This is a genomic window from Mycoplana sp. ABR4_002 (assembly GCF_056159645.1).
In genome coordinates, this window is record NZ_JBSWVO010000001.1 from 4,110,996 (window position 1) to 4,131,261 (window position 20,266).

Sequence of the window (20,266 nt, forward strand, 5' to 3'; positions counted from 1 at the left end):
GGGTAGATACGAAAAGGCGAGGAACGATCCTCGCCCTTCTCATTGCTGATGTTGCGATTTGTGGTCCTAGTGCCCCAACGCCTTCAGAAGCTCTGCTGCTCCTGGTTGCCCTTCAAGCCGCTTCTGGCGGTTCTGGATGAAGGCTCCACGAGCCTCCTTCTGGCGCTGCTTGATGTACGGCTTGAGTTCGGGGTACCTGCGTACCAACTCCTTGCGAGCGGCCTGACGGTACTGCTGAGTGATCGAGCCGATGACGTTGAGCCGCGTCCCCTTCACCCCGGCCTCACCATCGGGGAGGTCCTGGTATCCGGGCTTCTTGATCTCCCGTGCGAGCACCTCTCGGAGCGACTTCTTGCCGGGGAGGTGTCCGCTGAGTTCCTGGAACGCCTCGTAGGCATTGCGCCCGTCCTTCAGGGTGATGTCCCGGAGGTCCACGCCCTCAAACTTCGGGTCGGGCTTTCCGAGTCCCTTGTCGGTCTGGAGCATGATGCGGTTGTGCTCGGCCTCCACGATGTCCTCGTCCTGGGTGCCTGCCAGGCCCACGGTGCGCTCGATGGGGTCACCGAACACGTCATAGCTCTTGGGCAGGGTCTCACTCAGGCCGGGAACTCCACGGATGAAGTTGTCCACGAAGCCACGGGCCTCCCGGAGGTAGGGGTCCGGATTGTGGCCTCGCATGAGCGAACTGGCCGGGAGCATAGAGCCCGCCGTGCGGCCCACCCACTTGGAAAGCTGCTCGTCTGGCTCCAGTGCCGCCTGGATGGCGCTGTTGAGGTTGAGGAGAAACGTCTTCTCCCCAAGGTTCTTGGCGAGCGCCACGACAATGGCACCCACGACTTCCGTGTAATCACGCTCCGGGTTGACCTGCATCTGGTGAACCACATCGGCCACCAGTCCCATAGGCATAGCCACAGGGTCGAAGCGTCCCACCTGGAAGTACTTCTTCTTTCCGTCCTCGTCCTCCCAGACAAAGGCGTAAGGCTTCCAGCCCGTCGCCATAAGCTCCTGCTTGTACTTGAAGTCGGACGGCCCGGAGCCCGTAAAGCGCCCACCCAGGACAAGGGACGCGGCGATGCCTGCGAACATGGAGCCCATGATGAACTGGCCGTAGGCGTGTGCCTGGGCCTCGGGACCGGCAAGCCCCCTCATCGCGTCTCGGAACTCTTTCTGGGCCACGTTGAGGCCCGGAGTCAGCTTCATGCCATACCGGATGACGTTGACGGGGGTCTTCACGAAGGGGAGCACGATGGACAGTGCCGGGGCCGTGCGGCGGGCGGACACCAAGGCCCTCCCGAAGCTGCCGCCGATGGTGGTCTCGTAGTCCAGGTCTTGCTGGAAGCCCACCATCTGTGCCTCCCTCAGGGCCTTCGCGTCGAGCGCCCTCCCGGTATCCGGGTCGAGTGCCTCGTTGAGTGCCCGCTGGATGTACGCCTTCGTGTCTGCTGCGTTGAGGCCACGGTCTGCCGCCTCCACAGCCGCCTTCGACTGGACCACGGCGCGGTACCTCAGGGTCTTGAACATTTCGTCCACGGCTCCAAGGGTGCGCGTCGGGAGGCCGACGATGGTGCGGTAGTTGGCAGAGACCCATGCGTTCTGGGCGAGGTCCCACACGCTCTTGACCGGCTTCCACTGAAGAGCCTCGGGTCCAAGCGTCTGGGTGCCACCCTGGAAGTACTCCGTATTGTGCGGAGACAGGATGGAGTCCCCACGGCGGAAGGCCTCCACGGCTGCGAACCACCCGTCTGTCAGGGAGGACACCGTGTAGGCGTACTCCCGGAGCGCCTGTCGGGAGACCGTTGAGAGTTCCGCCCGCCGCGCTGGGTCCTTGGCCAGGAGCTTCAGGGAGGCGGAGCCGAATAGTTTCTCGGTCGGACGGCCAAAGAGCATGAGGGCGTTCGTGGTGGTGTTGACCAGATGGGTGGGCCACATCCACAGGAGGCCGTTGGTGAGATGGAAGGTTGCCTCATCCATCACCCTGTCGGCCCAGGTACGGTTGGCCAGCATCATTATCTTCTTGGGGTCCCCCCCGGCCTTCTCCATGATGATGGCGAGCTTCGCTGGGTCCAGGTTCTTGATGGACTGGAGGTCAGCATCCCGGATGCGAAACTGCTTACGGGCACGGCGAAGCGCCCGACCGGAGTTGGCCAGGAGGGAGTTCGCGGAGGCCATCACGTCCACGGCTGCGGCAAGTCTGGCCTTCAGTTCTGCGTTGGCGGCGTCCGCGTTGCCAGCGAAGGCGTCGAGGTTGCCCATGCGGATGTCGTTGGCGAGGCGGTCGGCGTCATGGAACATCTTGTTGCCGATCCGGAGCGAGGCTTCCATGAAGGGCACCACCTGGGTAGCCTTCTCGCCCATCTCCGTGATCTGCCCCAGGAGTACCGCCGGGTCCTCGTTGAAGGCATCGGCCAGTTCCTTGGTGATGTCGCGGACGCGGGCGTCTCCCATGCGGGCTCCACCCTTGGCCATGTCGTATCGACCCTTGAGTACCTTCGCGGTCTGCCGGATGAAGTGCATGGTCTCGGTGGTGCCCCGGAGCTTCTGCCACGGGAGCCTTGTGTTGGCCCCGAACTTGTAGCCAGCCGCCACGGCGTCCTCGTAGGAGCCGTACTTCTTGATGGCTCTGGTGTCCGCTGCGCTGCCCCGGAGGATGTCGTCCAGTTCCTTGTCGGTGACCTCCTGGGTGCGGAAGACCCCCGGCTCCTTGACGGCGGTCGGGAGTTCACGCTGGCCGTCCTTGCCGATGGGCTGAGAGACGCCGATCTGCTCGGTCACGTCCTCCTTGGGAGTCGGTACTTCTTCAGCCGCGCCTTGGGCACTGGTGGCTTTCCGGCCAGTATCCTTGGCGATAGCTTGGGGTTCGACCCCGGAGGCCGATCCTTGAGCCGCCCCCGGAGGGTTATCAGCGGCTGGAACCGCGCCCCCCGGATGTGCCGCCGCATCGCCTTCTTCCAGTGCAGGGCGTGGTCCACCATCCGCCACTGCTGGTGACTGTAGAGCTTCGTCAGCATCCTTGGCTTTCTCCAGCTTCTTGATCTCTTTGACGGCCTCGGCCTGCTTGCCCGCCTTGAGGAGCTTCACCACCTTGACGGCCCCCAGGAGGGCGAAGTCCACGCCGATGGACTCCAGGGCGTTCTTGAAGCGACCCTCGGCGGTGCTGTCATCCGGATCGGCGGCGAGGTAGTCCGTGACGGGGTTCTGGAGGGCGGGGAACTCCTCGATGAGGTTCGATAGGCGCTCCTCGTGGGGATCGAGAACGATGGTGGAGGCGGTCGCGGCCTTGGTGACCTCGTAGGTGGCCCGTGCTGCCTTGCCCCCGGCGCGGAGCTTCTGGAATACCTTGAAGGGGGCCATGAGCTTGCCAGCGCCCACGAGGCCGGTGACCATCTGGGAGATGCCCATGGCTGCGGAGTTGACGGCGCTCTCGCCCTGGAGTTCCTTGGAGCGGGCCTCCAGGTCCCTACGGAGGCCCGACTTGTCGGCCTCGGCGGGCTCCCCGAAGATGAAGTCCTTGGTCTCCAGGCCTGCCTTGGCGACACCCGCTCCGACCGACTTCCAGACATCGACGCCCTTCTCCAGGAGCGACTTCTGGGGGGCCTGGGAGGTCTGCTGCTGTTGCTGCTGCGGCTCTGCCGGGGTCTCGGCTAGCAGTTCAGCCATCGCCCTTTGAATAAGTTCTTCTTCGGTCATGCGCTTGGTCTCCTTTGATTTGACACGGGAATGCCGTTCGCGGTGCCGGTGGTGAGGCGGCGCGACGGGTCGGTGTTGCGGTGCGATGAGCAGGGAGCCCGCCTTAGCTATAGCGGCTCAAAAAGCGGTTCGGTTGGGCTGACTCTGCCCCAGTGGGCTGTCCTGCGCCTGTTCTATCAAGTACAGGCTTTAAAAAGCTGGAGTGGGCGGGCTGGCCTTATCTAGTGGGCGGCTATTGTTCTGACGAGGTATCGAGCCCCGGAACGGATGCGCTTATCTAGTAGGTGGCTATTAATTTCGCGGCGCGGATGGTTTGCCTTGTAGTGGCTGGAAACTGGGTCCTGGCGCTGCCAAACTCGACCACCCTCTATCTATTAGATAGCCTATTGTTTTCGGACGGTGGTGGGCTGCCGTTTATCTAGTAGACGGCTATTAATTTCGCGGGGCGGTTGGTTTGCCTTCTGGCGGCAGGAATTTCGATCCCGGCGCTGCCTCGCTTATCTAATGGGTGGCTATAAATTTCGCCCCCGAACTTCAGACAGCTTCGCGGCCTCAGTGCCAGTTCAAAATGAACAATGCCGCAAGCACGAATGCGGACATTTGGATGCCCGCGATAATGGTGACGTTGAGGGTGAAGGCATCCAGGGCCTTCTTCAAGTCTTCCTTGGTAGCCGGATCCTGCATCAGTCCGCTCCAGCCTTATCTAGTGGTAGGTTATTGCGGCATACCATCATATTCCTTGTTTCAGAATCGCTTCAAGTTGATCCGACACGGCACGGCCTTTGTGAGTGAGACTAAAAATCTTCTTCCGACCGTTGTCTGGATGCTCACTGGTGAAGACCAGCCCCATCCCCGCTTTGCCTTCCCGGTATCGGCTTCCTAAGTACCTAGTGTGCTGGCTAATGGAGCTTGGGTGGCGCCCCACAAGGTCGGCGAGTTCTTCAAGAGACATGTAGTGGTCTCCGGGGCGGGCGTTGTGTGTCCCGTGGATGGCTATGGCGAGGAACGTCACCAATACCCTGACCGGCAATTCTAGCGTGTCTGACTGTTTGTCCATCAGGAGGCAGGCCTCAAGGTACGCCTGTAGTATCCTGGTGTCTCTCATGCGCAGTACTCCGTGGGAGGAGGGGTGGAGGAGGGCCGGTCCAGCCGCTCCCCCTTCATGGGTCAGTGTGCGGTCATGGCTGCGGCAAGGTCTACGTCCTGGCGGTATGCCTTGATGAAGGGCATAAGGTCGTCGCCATCTTTCCAGGCCTTGAGGAAGGCATGTCCTTCTAGTGGGTCGAGGTGCTCCAGTGCCCACCCAACGGCAAGCTCCAGGTTATTGAACATTTCCAGGAGTTCGGCATCGGTCTGTGCTGCTGCAACGGTGGCGAATGCGTGGTCGGCATTGGTCATGGATAGGTCTCCTAGTTTGCTCTGTTATGGTTGAGGGGGGAGTATTACGGCGTCCACCAAGGCTCTCTTGGCCTTGTCCCCGGATGGTCCTGGGTAGTGGCGCATGGTCAGCTTCAGAAGGTCTTTGATTCCTTCATCGTCATGGCCGACTACATCCGCGATGGTCCAAGCGTCGAAGCCCGCGTTGGGTTCCTGCATGGCATCTCTTGCCTTCCGGATGAACCAGCGGCGGAATGAGTGGAAATCGATGTTCGACTTCGCCTTTCCGTTCGGCCTTTCATCAATTTTCAGCTTGCGCCGGTATCGAGAGAAGGCCTTCGACGCGGGGTCTGAGCGGCTGTCCCTGGAAGTCGGAATGTCTGGTAGGCCGGTCAAAAGGTAAGCATCTTGAGGGCGGCTGTCCGATAGGCGATTCACGATCTCCTTGAGCCCATTGTGAACCGGCACGAGGCGGCGGGCGTTCTCCGTCTTGCCGTCTCGCACAGAGAAGCTGCCGTCAGCGCAGTCCGCCACGCGTAGCTGGCAGATTTCCTCAAGTCGCATACCACTGAGCGCTGCGATGCGCATAAGGTCGCCTAGGTAGAGACTTGGAGGAGGGCGCATTAGGTCGGTCACCGGACCATACAGGAGGGTAGCAACCTCATCGTCCCTGTAGGGCCGCTTACCGGCGTCCGGCTCTGCATTGCGGGGTGCTCGCGGCGCTGCCGGAACTGGCTGGCCTGCCCAAGGGTTGTCTTCGCAGTACCCCCGCCGAACTAGCCATTTCCAGTACTCTCGGAGGAAACCCAAATACGCGGAGGCCTTGTCGCGGCTGCGCCCTATACAAAGGTGTTGCTCTATGAACTGCCCTGCGGCTTTCCGCGTCACGGCCTCTATGGTTGCTGTCTGCCGCGCCTGCTGGAGCCACGTTTCTAGCCACGACAAGACGCGCTTGAAGTCCCCTTGAGTCTTAAGGCGGTAGTCTGCCTTGAACGCCAGGAATGCTTCTTGGTGGAGCGTTAGCGGCGTGGTTTCACCACTGGCCAAATCATAGAAGCTCTTAGCCGCGTCGTATCCTTCTTCCGCTTCGATACGCTGTGCCCGATGATGTATCCAGTATTTGACGCCCTCGTTATCAGCATGGAGACGGGCCTTAAGGGCGTCGGCCTCGTCGGGATTGTTAGACGCGGCGGCATGTCGAGCTTGAGCGATGAGAGACTTGAAGCGGGCAACCACCGGCCACTTGAGTTCATTCGCGGCCTTGAGGTCGGCAGTGTTTAGGGAGTGCTTGAAGCGCGTACGGCCAAGAACGTCCTGGAGTTTGCGGGGGATGGTGACCACCACCCGCCATTGCTGGCCGTGCCATTCAAGATATTGCTGCGGATTTGCCACGCCGATCCCCCACGATGCTCCCCCAAACTGGAGGGTAGAACGGCGCAATGTCAAGAGCTTCAGGTGGTCTATGGTTATGGAAGAGAGTGTCCCCCCCTCTCCGCCAGTTAATCCTTTCAGATCAATGCCTTCCTGGGCATAAGCCGGCCTCGGCTGATCTGACGCACTGTGACTCCCCAGGCTTTTCTATCGCAGGGCCACGTTCTAGGCACTGAACGGATCCGCGCCGCAATATTCTACGGCTCCGGTCGCCGAGACGAGCGCAATTGCGATGCCTGCCTGATTCGCTCGTAGTGTCATCTTGTTTCCGAGATCGCGCGTCGTAGTCGTGCTTGGAACCACGGCAACGTTGATCTCACCCTCTCTTGACCGTGTGAGAAGCTGACCGGCCGCCTCGTGCAGTCCTTTCCGTAGACGAGAGATCTGCCCTGCGTGCCGACTGTTGATGATGCCGCCCTTGCATTCTGCAACAACCTGACATCCTCTGATCGTTGCAACGACGTCACCCCGTCCGGGCTTTACATGAACCTCAAGAATCAAGCCCCCGTTCATATAACGGCCGGCATAGCTTGTCGTGCCCCACCCTTGCTGCCAGGTGAAGCCGTGCGCTGCCAGCCAAGCCTGGATCTCGAACCGCTTGCCGTGCTCACCGTCTGGGTGAACGGCTACCTCCTGAGCGCCGCGCGAGAATAAGTGCATAGCAAAGGCAAGCATAACGGCGGCTTCGCTCATATGCCGCTCAATGCCGCCGTCGGCTTTGGACAGTCTCTTTTCCGGAGGCTCCTTTTCGAGAATGAGATGCTGTAACTCTGAAAAAGCCATCAGTGTTCTTCCGCAGTTAAAGCTTTAGCCCTTTGTGTTCTTCCAAATACTCGATGACTTCATTCAATGCATGAATAATATGAAGACGGTTGGCGCCGAACGCATAATATCCGGATGATAGAATTTGCGGTGAAATGTCCGTCGCAGCTGAATAGCTCTTAGTCTTCTCGCCGTTCTTACCAATCATTGTTAGCGGATAGCGAAAATCTCGACCGGACCTTCATAGAAGCCACCTGGGCCGTAATTCTGTATGTTGCCATTGTAGCAATTGTTACCAACTATATGTTCAAGCGTCGCGAGAAGTTGTGCGCGTGATTTACTTATCTTCGTTTTCGCCATTCTGCTGCCCCGTTGCAAAACGATGAGTTTGTTCGGTCATTCAACCTTGCAGGAGAGCCCTCCCCATTAATCAGCCCATTCAAAACGTTCATTCAAGCCGTTAAGGTTACGAAAAGGGACAACGCCGCTATGTTGAAGCATTCCAACGACGATGCCGGGATGTAAATCTACTTGCGTGGCGAAGGCCTTAACAGCCAACTCCGATCTTGGCCGAGTTAGCTTGAAGGCTGAAAACCTATTTCGCCCTACAAGTAGCTCTTCCGCCCAAGCGTCCGCTTCGTGTTCCGGCCAATCCCCTTCGCCGCCCTTATCGTCCGCGAACGCGCGTCCCTTGTGCAATGTGATGTGTGAGGCCTCATGGAAGAACGTCCACCAAAAGTGGTCAAAGGGCAACATCTCGCCATAGACGGCGGTGATCTGATGCGGGAGGGCCTCGATCTGCAAGGCGCTCACAGCAAGATAGGGATCGAAGAGATGAGCTAGCCGTATTCGATATGCTTCTGACGCCAAGCGGAGCAGCGCTCCATCAGCATCAAAGGCATATAATCGGCCGGCATCTACGAACTCGAATCCTGATTCTTCGCCTCTGTAGAGGAGTCTTTCGCCGACTTTGCCGCCGACCCGAAAAACCAGGTTCATCGCGTCCTGACCGAAGCGTGAGACCGAGACGATCTCGGCAATGCCTTCGGATGCTAATCCTTTAATACGCGAACCTGGCTTTATTTCTTCAAAGTTGGTCATATAAATCGCTGGCTTTGACCTGGAAAAACTACGTAAAGGACGTTGGTAGCATGTGAATACGTAATCGACTGCTGGTTTAGGCAGATAAGGTATCCGCCGCCCACCAGAGATGGGTCTCCAGCTGCGACAAGGTCAGTTTCGTCACTTTATGCAATCCCCGTTTTGATTTGCGGCCGATCCTAACAGATCGGCGCGCGCTGGCAATTTATCTGGACAACGCCGCACAGGCGAATAGAACTTTCAATTTCCCCTCTTAGTGGTGCCGTTTTCGCGGCTTTCTCCACCTAGCGGCCCTCCAGACTAAACCGGAGTTTGAATGACGAGGAATAATCCCTGGGACATCCCCGAATGGCATTTTGTAAAGCAGGAAGCACAACTGGTGCGCCACTTGTTGGGGTCGGGTGCAACTGCGCTTGGCCGAGCGAATTACGCTGACAAGAAGGGGGAGTATTATACGGCATTCTTCGCCTTGTCTGTGGGTCTTGAGCGCCTGTGCAAACTCATCCTGGTTATCGACTACGCGCTGGAGAACGGCGGACAGATGCCATCTCAAAACATTGTGCGACGATACGGGCATCAGTTGGAAATGCTTACCGACGCGGTAGCTGCTGCAGCCACTCGTCAGTCAATTGGTCAAGACCACCATCGTCCCGTCGACGCAATCGTATCGGCAATCGTTGCCAATCTTGACGCGTTTGCTGATGCCCGAAGGGGGAGATACGCGAATTTCGAAGCTCTGGGAGACCCCAACTTGACGTCGCACGAGCCGATCAGCAAGTGGTGGAAGGAGGTGGCTGAGCCGATACTTGATCAGCATTACCAGGGAACAAAAACCCAAGCTCGTGTGGAATCAAACGCGCAACTGATTGATCAGCTAATCGGCGACTTTACGCTAGTCTACCATACCAGTGAGACTCGAGAGATGATGACGGACGTTGAAACGGCATCAAGGAGAACCGGACAGACCGCGATCGTCCAAAAATGGGCGCGCTATTACACTCTGACGCTCATTCGTTGGCTCTCTGATGTTTACAAAGAAATGGCCCATAAGGCGGTTTACGAAAAGGGCCACGATGCCTTCTTCGGAAGCTGGGAATTCTTCGATACCTTTCTCGTGGATGACAACTTTTTGCGGACGCGGAAGGCTTGGCCACTGGGAAGCTAGGGTTTTTATCAAAAGCTGTCTCTGACCGGCACGGCGGCACATTCTGGCCACACCCTCTGCGCCGGCGAACCGTTCCAGCAGCCGCCCGACAGCCGCTATGAACCCCCCGCGCTGAACCAGCGCCAACCGGATGCGGAGAGGTGGCAGAGCGGTTGAATGCACCGCACTCGAAATGCGGCATAGGGGCAACTCTATCGGGGGTTCGAATCCCCCCTCTCCGCCAGCAGGTTCCCCTTGTCTGCCCTATCGCGCTAGACCGGCGACCTCCAACACAGTCGACCGTCGAACGGATCAGCCCCGCTGACTTCCCGATCGCCGGGCTCATATGCAGGGCTGATATTGCCGCCATACCCGGCCTGAAACTGCGGAATCAGGGCCCCAAGGTCGACGCCACCGCGAACAGCAACGATGTCTGCGGCCTTGCGGCATGGGCGTCGGCGCAGCGGCCGGCCCGGCCGTTATGGCAGCCGGAGCCGAAGACGGCGGCGTGACAGTTGCTCCGGGCCGTGGCATAGGGGGCCGCAATCAATCAGGCCGTGCTTCCATGATCCGCATCGACAACGTCAGCAAGTCCAACAGTCATCGCATCCTCTATATCGAGGCCTCCGCCGCGCTGAATCGCGGCGAGAAGATCGGTCTCGTCGGTCCGAACGGGGCGGGAAAGACGACGCTCTTCCGGCTGATCACCGGCGCGGACCTGCCGGACGAGGGACAGGTCTCGGTCGAGAAGGGCGTGACGATCGGCTATTTCGACCAGGACGTCGGCGAGATGGCCGGGCGTTCGGCCGTCGCCGAGGTAATGGAGGGGGCAGGGCCGGTCAGCGCCGTGGCGGCGGAGTTGCGCAGGCTCGAGGCGGCGATGTCCGATCCCGGCCGCATGGACGAGATGGACGCAATCATCGAGCGCTATGGCGAGGCGCAGGCCCGTTACGAGGAACTCGACGGCTATGCCCTGGAGGGCCGCGCCCGCGAGGTTCTCGCCGGGCTGAGCTTCAGCCAGGAGATGATGGACGGCGATGTCGCCAAGCTGTCGGGCGGCTGGAAGATGCGAGTGGCGCTCGCCCGCATCCTGCTGATGCGCCCCGACGTGATGCTGCTCGACGAGCCGAGCAACCATCTCGATCTCGAAAGCCTGATCTGGCTGGAGCAGTTCCTGAAGGGCTATGACGGCGCGCTGCTGATGACGTCGCACGACCGCGAGTTCATGAACAGGATCGTCGGCAAGATCATCGAGATCGACGCGGGGGCGCTGACCACCTATTCAGGCGACTACGGCTTCTACGAGCAGCAGCGGGCCCAGAACGAGCGTCAACAGCAGGCCCAGTTCGAGCGCCAGCAGGCGATGCTCGCCAAGGAGATCAAGTTCATCGAACGCTTCAAGGCGCGCGCCTCGCACGCCTCGCAGGTGCAAAGCCGGGTGAAGAAGCTCGAAAAGATCGACCGCGTCGAGCCGCCGCGCCGGCGCCAGACCGTCGCCTTCGATTTCGCGCCGGCGCCGCGCTCCGGGGAAGACGTCGTCAGTCTGAAGAGCGTCCACAAGGCCTATGGCAGCCGGACGATTTATGCCGGTCTCGACTTCATGGTACGCCGACGCGAGCGCTGGTGCATCATGGGCATCAACGGCGCCGGCAAGTCGACCCTGCTCAAGCTGGTCACCGGCACCGCCGCGCCGGATCAGGGCAGCGTTTCGCTCGGCGCCAGCGTCAGGCTCGGCTACTTCGCCCAGCACTCGATGGATCTGCTCGACGGCGAGGCCACGATCCTGCAATGGCTGGAGCAGCGCTTTCCCAAGGCCGGGCAGGCGCCGCTTCGCGCACTGGCCGGATGCTTCGGCTTTTCCGGCGATGACGTGGAGAAGCGGTGCCGGGTGCTTTCCGGCGGCGAGAAGGCACGGCTGGTGATGGCGGCAATGCTGTTCGACCCGCCGAACTTCCTCGTCCTCGACGAGCCCACCAACCACCTCGATCTCGACACCAAGGAAATGCTGATCAGGGCGCTGTCGGCCTACGAGGGCACCATGCTGTTCGTCTCTCACGATCGTCGTTTCCTGTCGGCCCTTTCCAATCGCGTGCTGGAGCTCACGCCGGAGGGCATCCATCAGTACGGCGGCGGGTACGGCGAATACGTCGAGCGCACCGGCAAGGAGGCGCCGGGCCTGCGCGGCTGACGATCGCCGCTGCGAGCTTTTCATCCGGCCTGACCGGTCGCCCCTGCCGGCAATCCAGCCGAGATCTGCCCTTTCGCGGGCGCCCCTCAGCCCTCAGTAAGCGACATATTCGGCAGCAGCCGACGACCCGCCGGCCGTCGGCTCGTTCCGCGTGCGCCACAATGCAGGCCGCGAACGCCCCGCGATTGGCGACGGTGGCAAGCGTTCCCTGCGCGGCCATGGCGAAACCTGCCGGCGACATCGTTCGCCAAACCATTCCAATTAAAGCGATTATGCCCTGCGTGTTGTAGAATTTTTTTCTTGAGGGATGGACATTGCAGCACGAACGTGCCAAACAATGTTCGCATTGCGACACGCTATCGTCTTTGCGCATGTCCCCGCTTGCGCGTCTTTCACCCCTGCTGTTGATCAGCCAGAACTGACAAAGGAGAGTGCCCCGCTTCCGGAGCCGGGTCCGACATGCCATGGCATTTGCAACTGAGAGCGACCTTCCGGCCAGCGACGGGCCGGTCAAGATCAGTATCAGGAACGTCTTCAAGGTTTTCGGCAGGCGCCCGGAGCGGGCCCTCGACCTTCTCGCAACCGGCCGGAGCAAGGCCGAGATCCACGCCGCGACCGGCTGTACGATCGGCGTCAACGATGCCAGCTTCGACATCCGCGCCGGCGAGATCTTCGTCATCATGGGCCTTTCGGGCTCCGGCAAGTCGACCATGCTGCGCCTCATCAACCGGCTGATCGAACCGACCTCCGGCGCGATCGAGATCGGGGGGCGCGACGTGGCGCGCATGTCGCGCGGCGACCTGATCGCACTCCGCCGCCGCGAGGTCAGCATGGTGTTTCAATCCTTCGCGCTTCTGCCGAACCGCACCGTCCTCGACAACGCCGCCTTCGGCCTGGAGGTTGCCGGCATTGGCGAGGCCGAGCGCAAGCGGCGCGCGCACGACGCGCTTCGCGCCGTCGGCCTGGAGGGCTACGACGGCAGCCGGACCGATCAACTGTCCGGCGGCATGAAGCAGCGCGTCGGCCTCGCCCGGGCATTGGCCAGCGAGCCGACGGTGCTGTTGATGGACGAGGCCTTTTCTGCGCTCGACCCGCTCATCCGCACGGAGATGCAGGACGAATTGCTGCGCCTTCAGGCCGAGCACAGCCGCACCATTGTTTTCGTCAGCCACGACCTCGACGAGGCCATGCGCATCGGCGACCGCATCTGCATCATGCAGAACGGTGAGGTGGTTCAGGTCGGCACTCCGGACGAGATCGTGCTCAAGCCGGCCAACGATTATGTTCGGTCGTTCTTCCGCAATGTCGACGTCTCGCAGGTGTTCCGCGCCGGCGATGTGGCGCGCGACACCCAGCTGACGGTTGTCGAACGGCCGGGCGTCTCCGCCGCCGCGGCGCTCGATCGGATGCAGCATCTCGATCAAGACGTCGCCATCGTCCTCGGCCGCGACAGCACCTATCAAGGCGTGGTCAGCCGCGGCTCGCTGAGCGCGACCTGCGGCGACGGCGCGGGCACCCCCTACCGGCGGGCCATCCTGCCGGACATCGAGCCGATTTCCGCCTCCGAAAGCCTGGCAAACGTCCTCGGCAGGGTGGCAGCCAGCGCCTTCCCGGTACCGGTGGTGGACGAGGCCAACCGCTACCTCGGCTCCATCAGCAAATCCGCGCTGCTCGAGACCCTCGACCGTACCGCCTGAACGACCCGTCCGGAGAACCACATGACCTTCGATATCGGAAACGGCGTCGACAGCGCCGTGAACTACGTCCTCGACAACTTTGCCCCGCTGCTGGACCTGATTGCGGCCGCGATCGGCACGGTGACGGACAGCATTCAGGCGCTGCTGCTGGCCACGCCGATGCCGTTCGGCCTTGCGGTCCTCGTCCTGCTGTCGCTCTGGCGCGTCGGCGTCGGCTTCGCCGCGTTCTCCGCCCTTTCGCTCTGGCTGGTCGAGCACATGGGCCTGTGGTCCGCCATGATGGAGACGCTGTCGCTGGTGCTCGCCTCGACGCTGATCGCCATGATCATCGGCCTGCCGCTCGGCATCGGCATGGCGCGCAGCGACCGGGCGGCAGCGCTCCTGCGGCCGGTGCTCGACCTGATGCAAACCATGCCGGCGTTCGTCTACCTGATCCCGGCGGCGATGTTCTTCGGGCTCGGCGCCGTGCCCGGCACGATCGCGACCGTTATCTTCTCCATGCCGCCGGTCGTGCGCCTGACCAATCTCGGCATCCGGCAGGTCCATGCCGAGTTCGTCGAGGCCGGCAACGCCTTCGGCTGCACCGCCGCGCAACTGCTTTTCAAGGTCCAGCTTCCGAACGCCATGCCCTCGATCATGGCCGGCATCAACCAGACGATCATGCTGTCGCTGTCGATGGTGGTCATCGCCTCGATGATCGGCGCCGGCGGTATCGGCAACACGGTGCTGACCGGAATCCAGCGACTCGATGTCGGCACCGGCTTCGAGGGCGGCATCGCCGTCGTCATCCTCGCGGTGATCCTCGACCGGATCACCCAGAGCCTCGGAAAGGAACGCCCCGGTCTGTGGCGCGCCCTTCTCCGGCCCCGGGCGCAACGGCCGACGGCCTCCCAGGCCGCCGCCTGACGCCCTGTAACGGCGGCATCCGTGACGCCGCATGCGAACCTTTGCAAAGGAGCAACAATGATCAAGACACTCGTTACCATGAGCCTCGCGGCCGGCGTGCTTGCCGGCGCCTGCGGCCCGGCACTGGCCGAGGACAAGGCACCTGTGAAGATCGGCTGGGCTGCCTGGTCCGACGCCGAGTTCGTCACCAAGCTGGCGGCGAAGCTCATCAAGGACGAGCTCGGCCAGGAGGTGGAGCTGGTACAGACCGACGTCGCACCGCTTTATCAGGGCGTGAGCCGCGGCGATCTCGACGCGATGATGATGGCCTGGCTGCCGCAGACCCACGCCGACTACTTCGCCAAGGTCAAGGACAAGGTGACGACGCTCGGCACGGTCTATGACGGCGCCAGGCTTGGCTGGGTCGTGCCCCGGTACGTGCCCGACGACGCGATTGCCTCGATCGACGACCTGAAGAAGGACGAGGTGAAGGACAAGCTCAACGGCCGTGTCGAAGGCATCGACCCGGGTGCCGGCCTTACGCGCCTGTCCGAACAGGCGATCAAGGACTATCGGCTCGACGGCTACAAGCTGCAGATCTCCAGCGAGGCCGGCATGCTCACGTCGGTCGATCGCGCGATCCGCAAGAAGGAGTGGTTCGTCGCCACCGCCTGGAGCCCGCACTGGATGTTCGGCAAGTATGAGCTGCGCTACGTCGACGACCCGAAGGGTTCACTCGGCAAGGCCGAGCACGTCGACGTGCTTGCCCGTAAGGGCTTCGAGAAGGACAATCCGGAGGTTGCCGGCTTCCTGTCGCGCATGAAGCTGCCGATCGGCGACCTCGAGGCGGCGATGTTCAACGCCCAGGAGACCTCCTACGCGGAAGCCATCGACAGGTACATCGCGGACCATCCCGACCAGATCAAGGCCTGGCTCGCCAAGGAAGAGGGCTGATAGCGCCCGAAACCACATGCCTGCCCCGCGACATGGGCGCGGGGCAGGCGCCGCCCTTCAGACAGACCAGAAAAGGAACCCTTGCCATGAACCAAGACACAGCCCTTGCAGCCCACCCTGCGGTCGACTCCGATACCATCGGCGGACGCATCTCGCTCGCGCGCGACGCGGTCGGCCTCTCGGTCGAGCAGATTTCCGCCGTCGCCGGCGTGACGACGGAGACCTGGACCAGCTGGGAGAACGACCGGGCCGAACCGCGCGCCAACCGGCTCGACATGCTGGCGCGCATCCTTCAAGTCAGCATCGGCTGGTTGCTGGACGGAAAGGGCGAGGGCCCGGCCGACGCAAAGTAGGTCCCGCGGCTGCTACCAGGTCGGTCGAGGCCGACCGCCGCATGCGGTCGCCTTCGCCTGTCCGGCCGACGCGCCCAGACCTATCCGAGGTCCCTACCGAGAGGCTGCCCGGCAAAGCGCGGGATGGCGGCGGCTGTGGTCCTGGAACGGCGGGCGGCGGCGCGCCGCGCCTGTCGGTGCGGAGAATGCCAGCAGGCCGTCAGAGCGAGGCCGTGATGCCGCCGTCGACATAGAGCACGTGCCCGTTGACGAAGGTGGAGGCCGCGGAGGAGAGGAAGATGCAGGCGCCGACCAGTTCCTCGACCGTGCCCCAGCGGCCGGCTGGCGTGCGCTTTTCGAGCCAGGCGGAGAACGCCGGATCGGCGACGAGCGCGGCGTTCAGCGGCGTGTCGAAATAGCCCGGTGCGATGGCATTGCATTGCAGGCCGTACCTGGCCCAGTCGGTGGCCATACCCTTGGTGAGGTTACCGACGGCGCCCTTGGTGGCGGTGTAGGGCGCGATGCCGGGGCGGGCAAGGGCAGTCTGCACGCTGGCGATGTTGATGATCTTGCCGGCGCCGCGCGCGATCATGTGCCGCGCGACGGCTTGGCCGACATTGAAGACGCTGGATATGTTGGTCTTCAACAGCCGTTCGAAGGCATCGGCCGGAAAATCCTCCAGCGGCGTACGGTGCTGCATGCCGGCATTGTTGACAAGGATGTCGATGGCGCCGATTTCCGCCTCGAAGGCATCGACCGCCGTCCGTACGGCCTCGTGTTCGGTGGCGTCGAAGGCAAGGGTATGCCTGGCGCCGAGGCGTTTGGCGGCATCGGAAAGCCGGTCCGGGTCGCGGCCGTTCAGGACGACGTCCGCGCCGGCGCCGGCCAGACCCGCGGCCAGCGCGAAACCGATGCCCTGTGAAGAACCGGTGACCAGGGCGCGCCTGCCCGTCAGGTCGAAGAGTTCGATGCTCATATGCCCTCCGCGAGCGAATGCAATGTTGCGTTCTGTTCGGCTGCCGTCATTCAAGGTCGCCGACCTCTATCATGGCGACCTTCGGCCCTGCATGGAAGCGGAAGCCGCCATGCAGATCGCTCTCTTTGCTAGTGCCATCTTCGGCGGATTCCTGTCACGCCATCGAGCGGTTGGATGGCGGCTTGAGCTGCAGGCGGCCGGGCGATCCGGACCCCGCGGCAGGACGGATGATCCCGCGCCCGCCGAGATCGCGGGGCAGCCCTGTCCGTGGTGGAAATCGCCGGGAAATGCGAGCGTCGACCAGAGGTCGCCGTCAACGCGTGCGCCCGGGTCTCGGCAACCTCATTTCACGACGGTTCGGACCTTCGCCGCCGCCTCCAGCGTGCGATGGACCGGGCACTTGCCGGCAATCTCGGCGATCTTGGCGCGCAACTCCGGCGACAGCGTGCCCTCCACGGAAATGATGCGCTCGAATCGGTCGATCCTGCCATCGCTGCCGCGCTCGTCTTCACTGCACTCCTCGCAATCCCGGGCATGGATCTTGGCATGGTGGACGTCGACGCCGATGCGCCCGAGCGCCAGCTTCTTGTGGTCGGCATAGAGGCGCAGCGTCATCGCGGTGCAGGCGCCGAGCGCGATCGACAGGAAGTCATAGGGTGACGGACCGGAGTCGAGACCGCCCACGCCTTCCGGCTCGTCGGCGAACAAGCGATGGCGACCGGCCTGCACCATGGTCTGGAACTTGCCCTCGCCGGTCTCCGTGACGCGGACGTGGTCGACCGGTCCGGCGCCCTGCGGCACGTCGGCGGCAACATAGCGCGAAAGCCACCCGGATATGATCCGGCCGGCGAAGGCGGCGTCCTCGGGATTCGTGAGCAGGTGGTCGGCCTGGTCGAGCGACACGAAGCTCTTTGGATGCTTGGCCGCGGCGAAGATCTCAGTGGCGTTCTCTATGCCGACCGTCTGGTCGAGCGGGGCGTGAAGCACGAGCAGCGGCTTTTTCAGGCGGGCCACCGCGTCCTTGATGCGCTGGGTACGCGCATCCTCGACGAACTGCTTCTCGATGCGAAACTTGCGCCCGGCGAGTTCGACCTCGGCGGCACCGCGGCTTTCGATCTCCTCGAGATGCGCACCAAAATTCTTCAGTACATGGCCCACATCGGCCGGCGCACCGATCGTGGCAACGGCGCGCACCTCGGCAATATCCGCCGCCACGGCCAGCACGGCCGCCCCGCCGAGCGAGTGGCCGATCAACAGGCTCGGAGCCCGATGGTGGCGGCGCAGATAATCCGCCGCCGACAGCAAGTCGGCGACGTTGGAGGAGAAGTTGGTCGAGGCGAATTCGCCCTCGCTCGAGCCCAGGCCAGTGAAGTCGAAGCGCAGCACCGCTATGCCCTCGCGTGCAAGCTCCGCCGCCAGCCGGCGCGCACCCGCAAGGTCCTTGGAACAGGTGAAGCAATGGGCAAACAGGGCATAGGCGCGTAGCGGCCCGTTCGGCAGGTCGAGGCGGGCCGACAGGGTCGCGCCGGAATGACCGGCAAACTGGAGCCGTTGGGTTTGGAAAGCCATGGTGACGCTCCTTCGCTGGCAGGATGTGTACATTCTGGCGCAGGAGCATGTTTGACCATCCGGGCAGTCGAGCCGAACCTACGATCATATCCCCTGGCACGAGCGACAGGCGCCCGGCGGGTTCGCCGAGCGCCTTGAAGCGAAAATGCAGCCGGCTATCCGGCCCTGCGCGGCAGCACCCAGCCGGGGCGCGCGAAATGGCAGGTATAGCCGTTCGGATAACGCTCCAGGTAGTCCTGATGCTCCGGCTCCGCCTCCCAGAAGTCGCCCACCGGCTCGACCGCGGTCACCACCTTGCCGGGCCATAGGCCCGAGGCCTCGACGTCGGCGATGGTGTCCTCTGCGACGCGCCTCTGCTCATCGTCGACATAGTAGATCGCCGAGCGGTAGGACAGGCCGATGTCGTTGCCCTGCCGGTTCTTCGTGGTGGGATCGTGGATCTGAAAAAAGAACTCCAGCAGACGCCGGTAGCTGGTCTTTTCCGGATCGAAGACGATCTCGATGCCCTCGGCATGGGTGCCGTGATTGCGGTAGGTCGCGTTCGGGACGTCGCCACCGGTGTAGCCCACCCGCGTATCGATGACGCCGGGAAGCTTGCGGATCAAGTCCTGCATCCCCCAGAAGCAGCCACCGGCCAGTACGGCTCTGTCGGTCATTCAGATGTCCTCCACCTGGCTGATGAACGCGCCATAGCCGGCAGCCTCCATCTCCTCGCGCGGAATGAAGCGCAGCGAGGCGGAATTGATGCAATAGCGCAGGCCGCCCCGGTCGCGTGGTCCGTCGGGAAACACGTGCCCAAGGTGGCTGTCGCCGTGGGTGGAGCGCACCTCGGTGCGGATCATGCCATGGGTCGTATCCCGCAGCTCCTTGATGTGGGCCGGTATGATCGGCTTGGTAAAGCTCGGCCAGCCGCAGCCGGAATCGTACTTGTCCGACGAGGCGAACAGCGGTTCGCCGGACACGATGTCGACGTAGATCCCCGGCTGCTTGTTGTCGTAATGCTCGCCCGTGAAGGGGCGCTCGGTACCGTTTTGCTGGGTTACCCGATACTGCTCGGGTGACAGCTTGCTGACCGCTTCCTCGGTCTTGGCATAGGTCATTGCCCTGTCTCCGTTCTTGGATTGCCGTCTGTATATGGCTCTGGACGTTCGGATTTCCCAATAAAGGCCGTGCATAGTTTTCATAGCCGTACGTGCCCGACGGTCAGCCCCAGTCGTGCCGGGCGGCGAGTTGCGCGATCTTGCGGACCTCGGGCGGGGTGCCAGAGCCGGAAATTGTCACCAGCACCACCTCGCGTTCCAGCGACACGCCCTGGATCTGGCGGGTCACGATGCCTCCCACCACGGCCGAGCGCTCGGGCATGATGCAGATCGCCCGACCTTCGGCGACCATCTGCTGGACCCAGTCCTCGCGCTCCGAGCTGAAGCGCGGCTGCATCACCGCATCCCGGTCCATCAGATGCGCGGTGATCTCCGAGTGGAATTCGCAGGCCAGCCGGTCGACGTAGGGGTAGGCCGCGATCGCGTCGGCGCCCACGACGTCCCGGTTCGCCAACGGATGGGCGCTCGCGCAGGCGAGCAGGAAGCGCTCGCGAAACAGCGGCACGATCTCGAGCTTGGGATTGGGGCGCGGCGCCCGCGGCAGGATGCAGGCGTGGTACTTGCCGGCCAGCACTTCATCCGCGCCTTCGCCGCTCAGCAGTTGGTGCAGGTTGATGGTCACCGACGGAAGCTGGCCAAGCGCGACGTCGAGGAAGGCCGCAAAGGCGGCCGGCCCGATGGTCGGGGCGACGGCGATGTCGAGAACACGGCGCCGGCCGAGCATCGTGCTCTCGGACTGCTGGCGCACGTTCCGCAGCGCCGCCTCGATGCGCATGAACTCGGCCTCGACCGCACGGCCGAGCGCCGTCATGCGGCTGTTCTTGCCGTCGCGATAGATCAGCGGGCTGCCGAGCTCCTCCTCGAGGCGCTGGATCGCCCGCGTCAGGCTCGGTTGTGACACGCCACTTCGCCGCGCCGCTTCGGTGAAGTTCAGCGTCTCGGCCAGATTGAGGAAGTACCGGACCTGGTGGATGTCCATGGGTCGCTTCTTGCGCGCATTGTGCCAGTTGCCATCACCATGGTTCATGCCACAACCGCGGCGCGACCGCCACCGGGATTGCCG

The 20,266-nt window shown here is 62.6% G+C and carries 18 protein-coding genes and 1 tRNA gene; 7 read left to right on the plus strand and 12 right to left on the minus strand.

Annotated features, from left to right (window positions below):
* Positions 1-66: 66 nt before the first annotated feature.
* From ACXAGF_RS19555 to ACXAGF_RS19585, 7 genes are all read right to left on the minus strand, one after another.
* A complete protein-coding gene (locus tag ACXAGF_RS19555; protein ID WP_475019034.1) occupies positions 67-3,687 on the minus strand; it encodes a hypothetical protein in 3,621 nt (1,206 codons plus the stop codon).
* 552 nt (positions 3,688-4,239) lie between these two features.
* Entirely contained in the window at positions 4,240-4,371 is a 132-nt protein-coding gene (locus ACXAGF_RS19560; protein ID WP_475019035.1) for a hypothetical protein, read from the minus strand.
* 46 nt (positions 4,372-4,417) lie between these two features.
* Positions 4,418-4,792: a hypothetical protein gene (locus ACXAGF_RS19565; protein ID WP_475019036.1), complete on the minus strand. Its 375-nt coding sequence runs from the start codon at positions 4,790-4,792 to the stop codon at positions 4,418-4,420.
* Positions 4,793-4,854: 62 nt separating this feature from the next.
* Entirely contained in the window at positions 4,855-5,085 is a 231-nt protein-coding gene (locus ACXAGF_RS19570) for a hypothetical protein (protein ID WP_475019037.1), read from the minus strand.
* A gap of 24 nt (positions 5,086-5,109) precedes the next feature.
* Entirely contained in the window at positions 5,110-6,456 is a 1,347-nt protein-coding gene (locus ACXAGF_RS19575; RefSeq protein ID WP_475019038.1) for a DUF6538 domain-containing protein, read from the minus strand.
* A 204-nt stretch (positions 6,457-6,660) separates the two neighbouring features.
* Positions 6,661-7,278: a hypothetical protein gene (locus tag ACXAGF_RS19580; RefSeq protein ID WP_475019039.1), complete on the minus strand. Its 618-nt coding sequence runs from the start codon at positions 7,276-7,278 to the stop codon at positions 6,661-6,663.
* 405 nt (positions 7,279-7,683) lie between these two features.
* Positions 7,684-8,358, minus strand: coding sequence for an ImmA/IrrE family metallo-endopeptidase (locus ACXAGF_RS19585; protein ID WP_475019040.1), 675 nt, complete (start codon positions 8,356-8,358; stop codon positions 7,684-7,686).
* 316 nt (positions 8,359-8,674) lie between these two features.
* Here ACXAGF_RS19585 and ACXAGF_RS19590 point away from each other — a divergent pair, with 316 nt between their 5' ends.
* The 7 genes from ACXAGF_RS19590 to ACXAGF_RS19620 all read left to right on the plus strand — a co-directional run bounded on the left by ACXAGF_RS19590 (position 8,675) and on the right by ACXAGF_RS19620 (position 15,579).
* Entirely contained in the window at positions 8,675-9,523 is an 849-nt protein-coding gene (locus ACXAGF_RS19590; RefSeq protein WP_475019041.1) for a hypothetical protein, read from the plus strand.
* A 134-nt stretch (positions 9,524-9,657) separates the two neighbouring features.
* Positions 9,658-9,746, plus strand: a tRNA-Ser gene (locus ACXAGF_RS19595).
* A gap of 321 nt (positions 9,747-10,067) precedes the next feature.
* On the plus strand, positions 10,068-11,690 hold the full coding sequence (abc-f, locus tag ACXAGF_RS19600; RefSeq protein ID WP_475019042.1) for a ribosomal protection-like ABC-F family protein: 1,623 nt from the start codon (positions 10,068-10,070) through the stop codon (positions 11,688-11,690).
* Positions 11,691-12,154: 464 nt separating this feature from the next.
* Positions 12,155-13,387 carry a glycine betaine/L-proline ABC transporter ATP-binding protein ProV gene (proV, locus tag ACXAGF_RS19605; protein WP_475019043.1) on the plus strand — a complete coding sequence of 411 codons (1,233 nt, stop codon included), beginning with the start codon at positions 12,155-12,157 and terminating at the stop codon, positions 13,385-13,387.
* Positions 13,388-13,408: 21 nt separating this feature from the next.
* Positions 13,409-14,293, plus strand: coding sequence for an ABC transporter permease (locus ACXAGF_RS19610; protein ID WP_475019044.1), 885 nt, complete (start codon positions 13,409-13,411; stop codon positions 14,291-14,293).
* Between the two features lie 57 nt (positions 14,294-14,350).
* Positions 14,351-15,226: a glycine betaine ABC transporter substrate-binding protein gene (locus ACXAGF_RS19615; protein ID WP_475019045.1), complete on the plus strand. Its 876-nt coding sequence runs from the start codon at positions 14,351-14,353 to the stop codon at positions 15,224-15,226.
* A gap of 86 nt (positions 15,227-15,312) precedes the next feature.
* Positions 15,313-15,579, plus strand: a complete 267-nt coding sequence (locus ACXAGF_RS19620) for a helix-turn-helix domain-containing protein (protein WP_475019046.1) — start codon at positions 15,313-15,315, stop codon at positions 15,577-15,579.
* 199 nt (positions 15,580-15,778) lie between these two features.
* On the opposite strand, the gene ACXAGF_RS19625 is transcribed toward ACXAGF_RS19620, so the two are convergent.
* From ACXAGF_RS19625 to ACXAGF_RS19645, 5 genes are all read right to left on the minus strand, one after another.
* A complete protein-coding gene (locus ACXAGF_RS19625) occupies positions 15,779-16,534 on the minus strand; it encodes an SDR family oxidoreductase (RefSeq protein WP_475019047.1) in 756 nt (251 codons plus the stop codon).
* A gap of 342 nt (positions 16,535-16,876) precedes the next feature.
* Entirely contained in the window at positions 16,877-18,103 is a 1,227-nt protein-coding gene (locus tag ACXAGF_RS19630; RefSeq protein WP_475019048.1) for a bifunctional alpha/beta hydrolase/OsmC family protein, read from the minus strand.
* A gap of 155 nt (positions 18,104-18,258) precedes the next feature.
* On the minus strand, positions 18,259-18,759 hold the full coding sequence (msrA, locus tag ACXAGF_RS19635; RefSeq protein ID WP_475019049.1) for a peptide-methionine (S)-S-oxide reductase MsrA: 501 nt from the start codon (positions 18,757-18,759) through the stop codon (positions 18,259-18,261).
* The gene (gene msrB, locus ACXAGF_RS19640) at positions 18,760-19,203 is read right to left on the minus strand and encodes a peptide-methionine (R)-S-oxide reductase MsrB (protein WP_475019050.1); all 444 of its coding nucleotides are present in this window, start codon (positions 19,201-19,203) and stop codon (positions 18,760-18,762) included.
* A 103-nt stretch (positions 19,204-19,306) separates the two neighbouring features.
* Positions 19,307-20,182 carry a LysR family transcriptional regulator gene (locus ACXAGF_RS19645; RefSeq protein ID WP_475019353.1) on the minus strand — a complete coding sequence of 292 codons (876 nt, stop codon included), beginning with the start codon at positions 20,180-20,182 and terminating at the stop codon, positions 19,307-19,309.
* Positions 20,183-20,266: the final 84 nt, after the last annotated feature.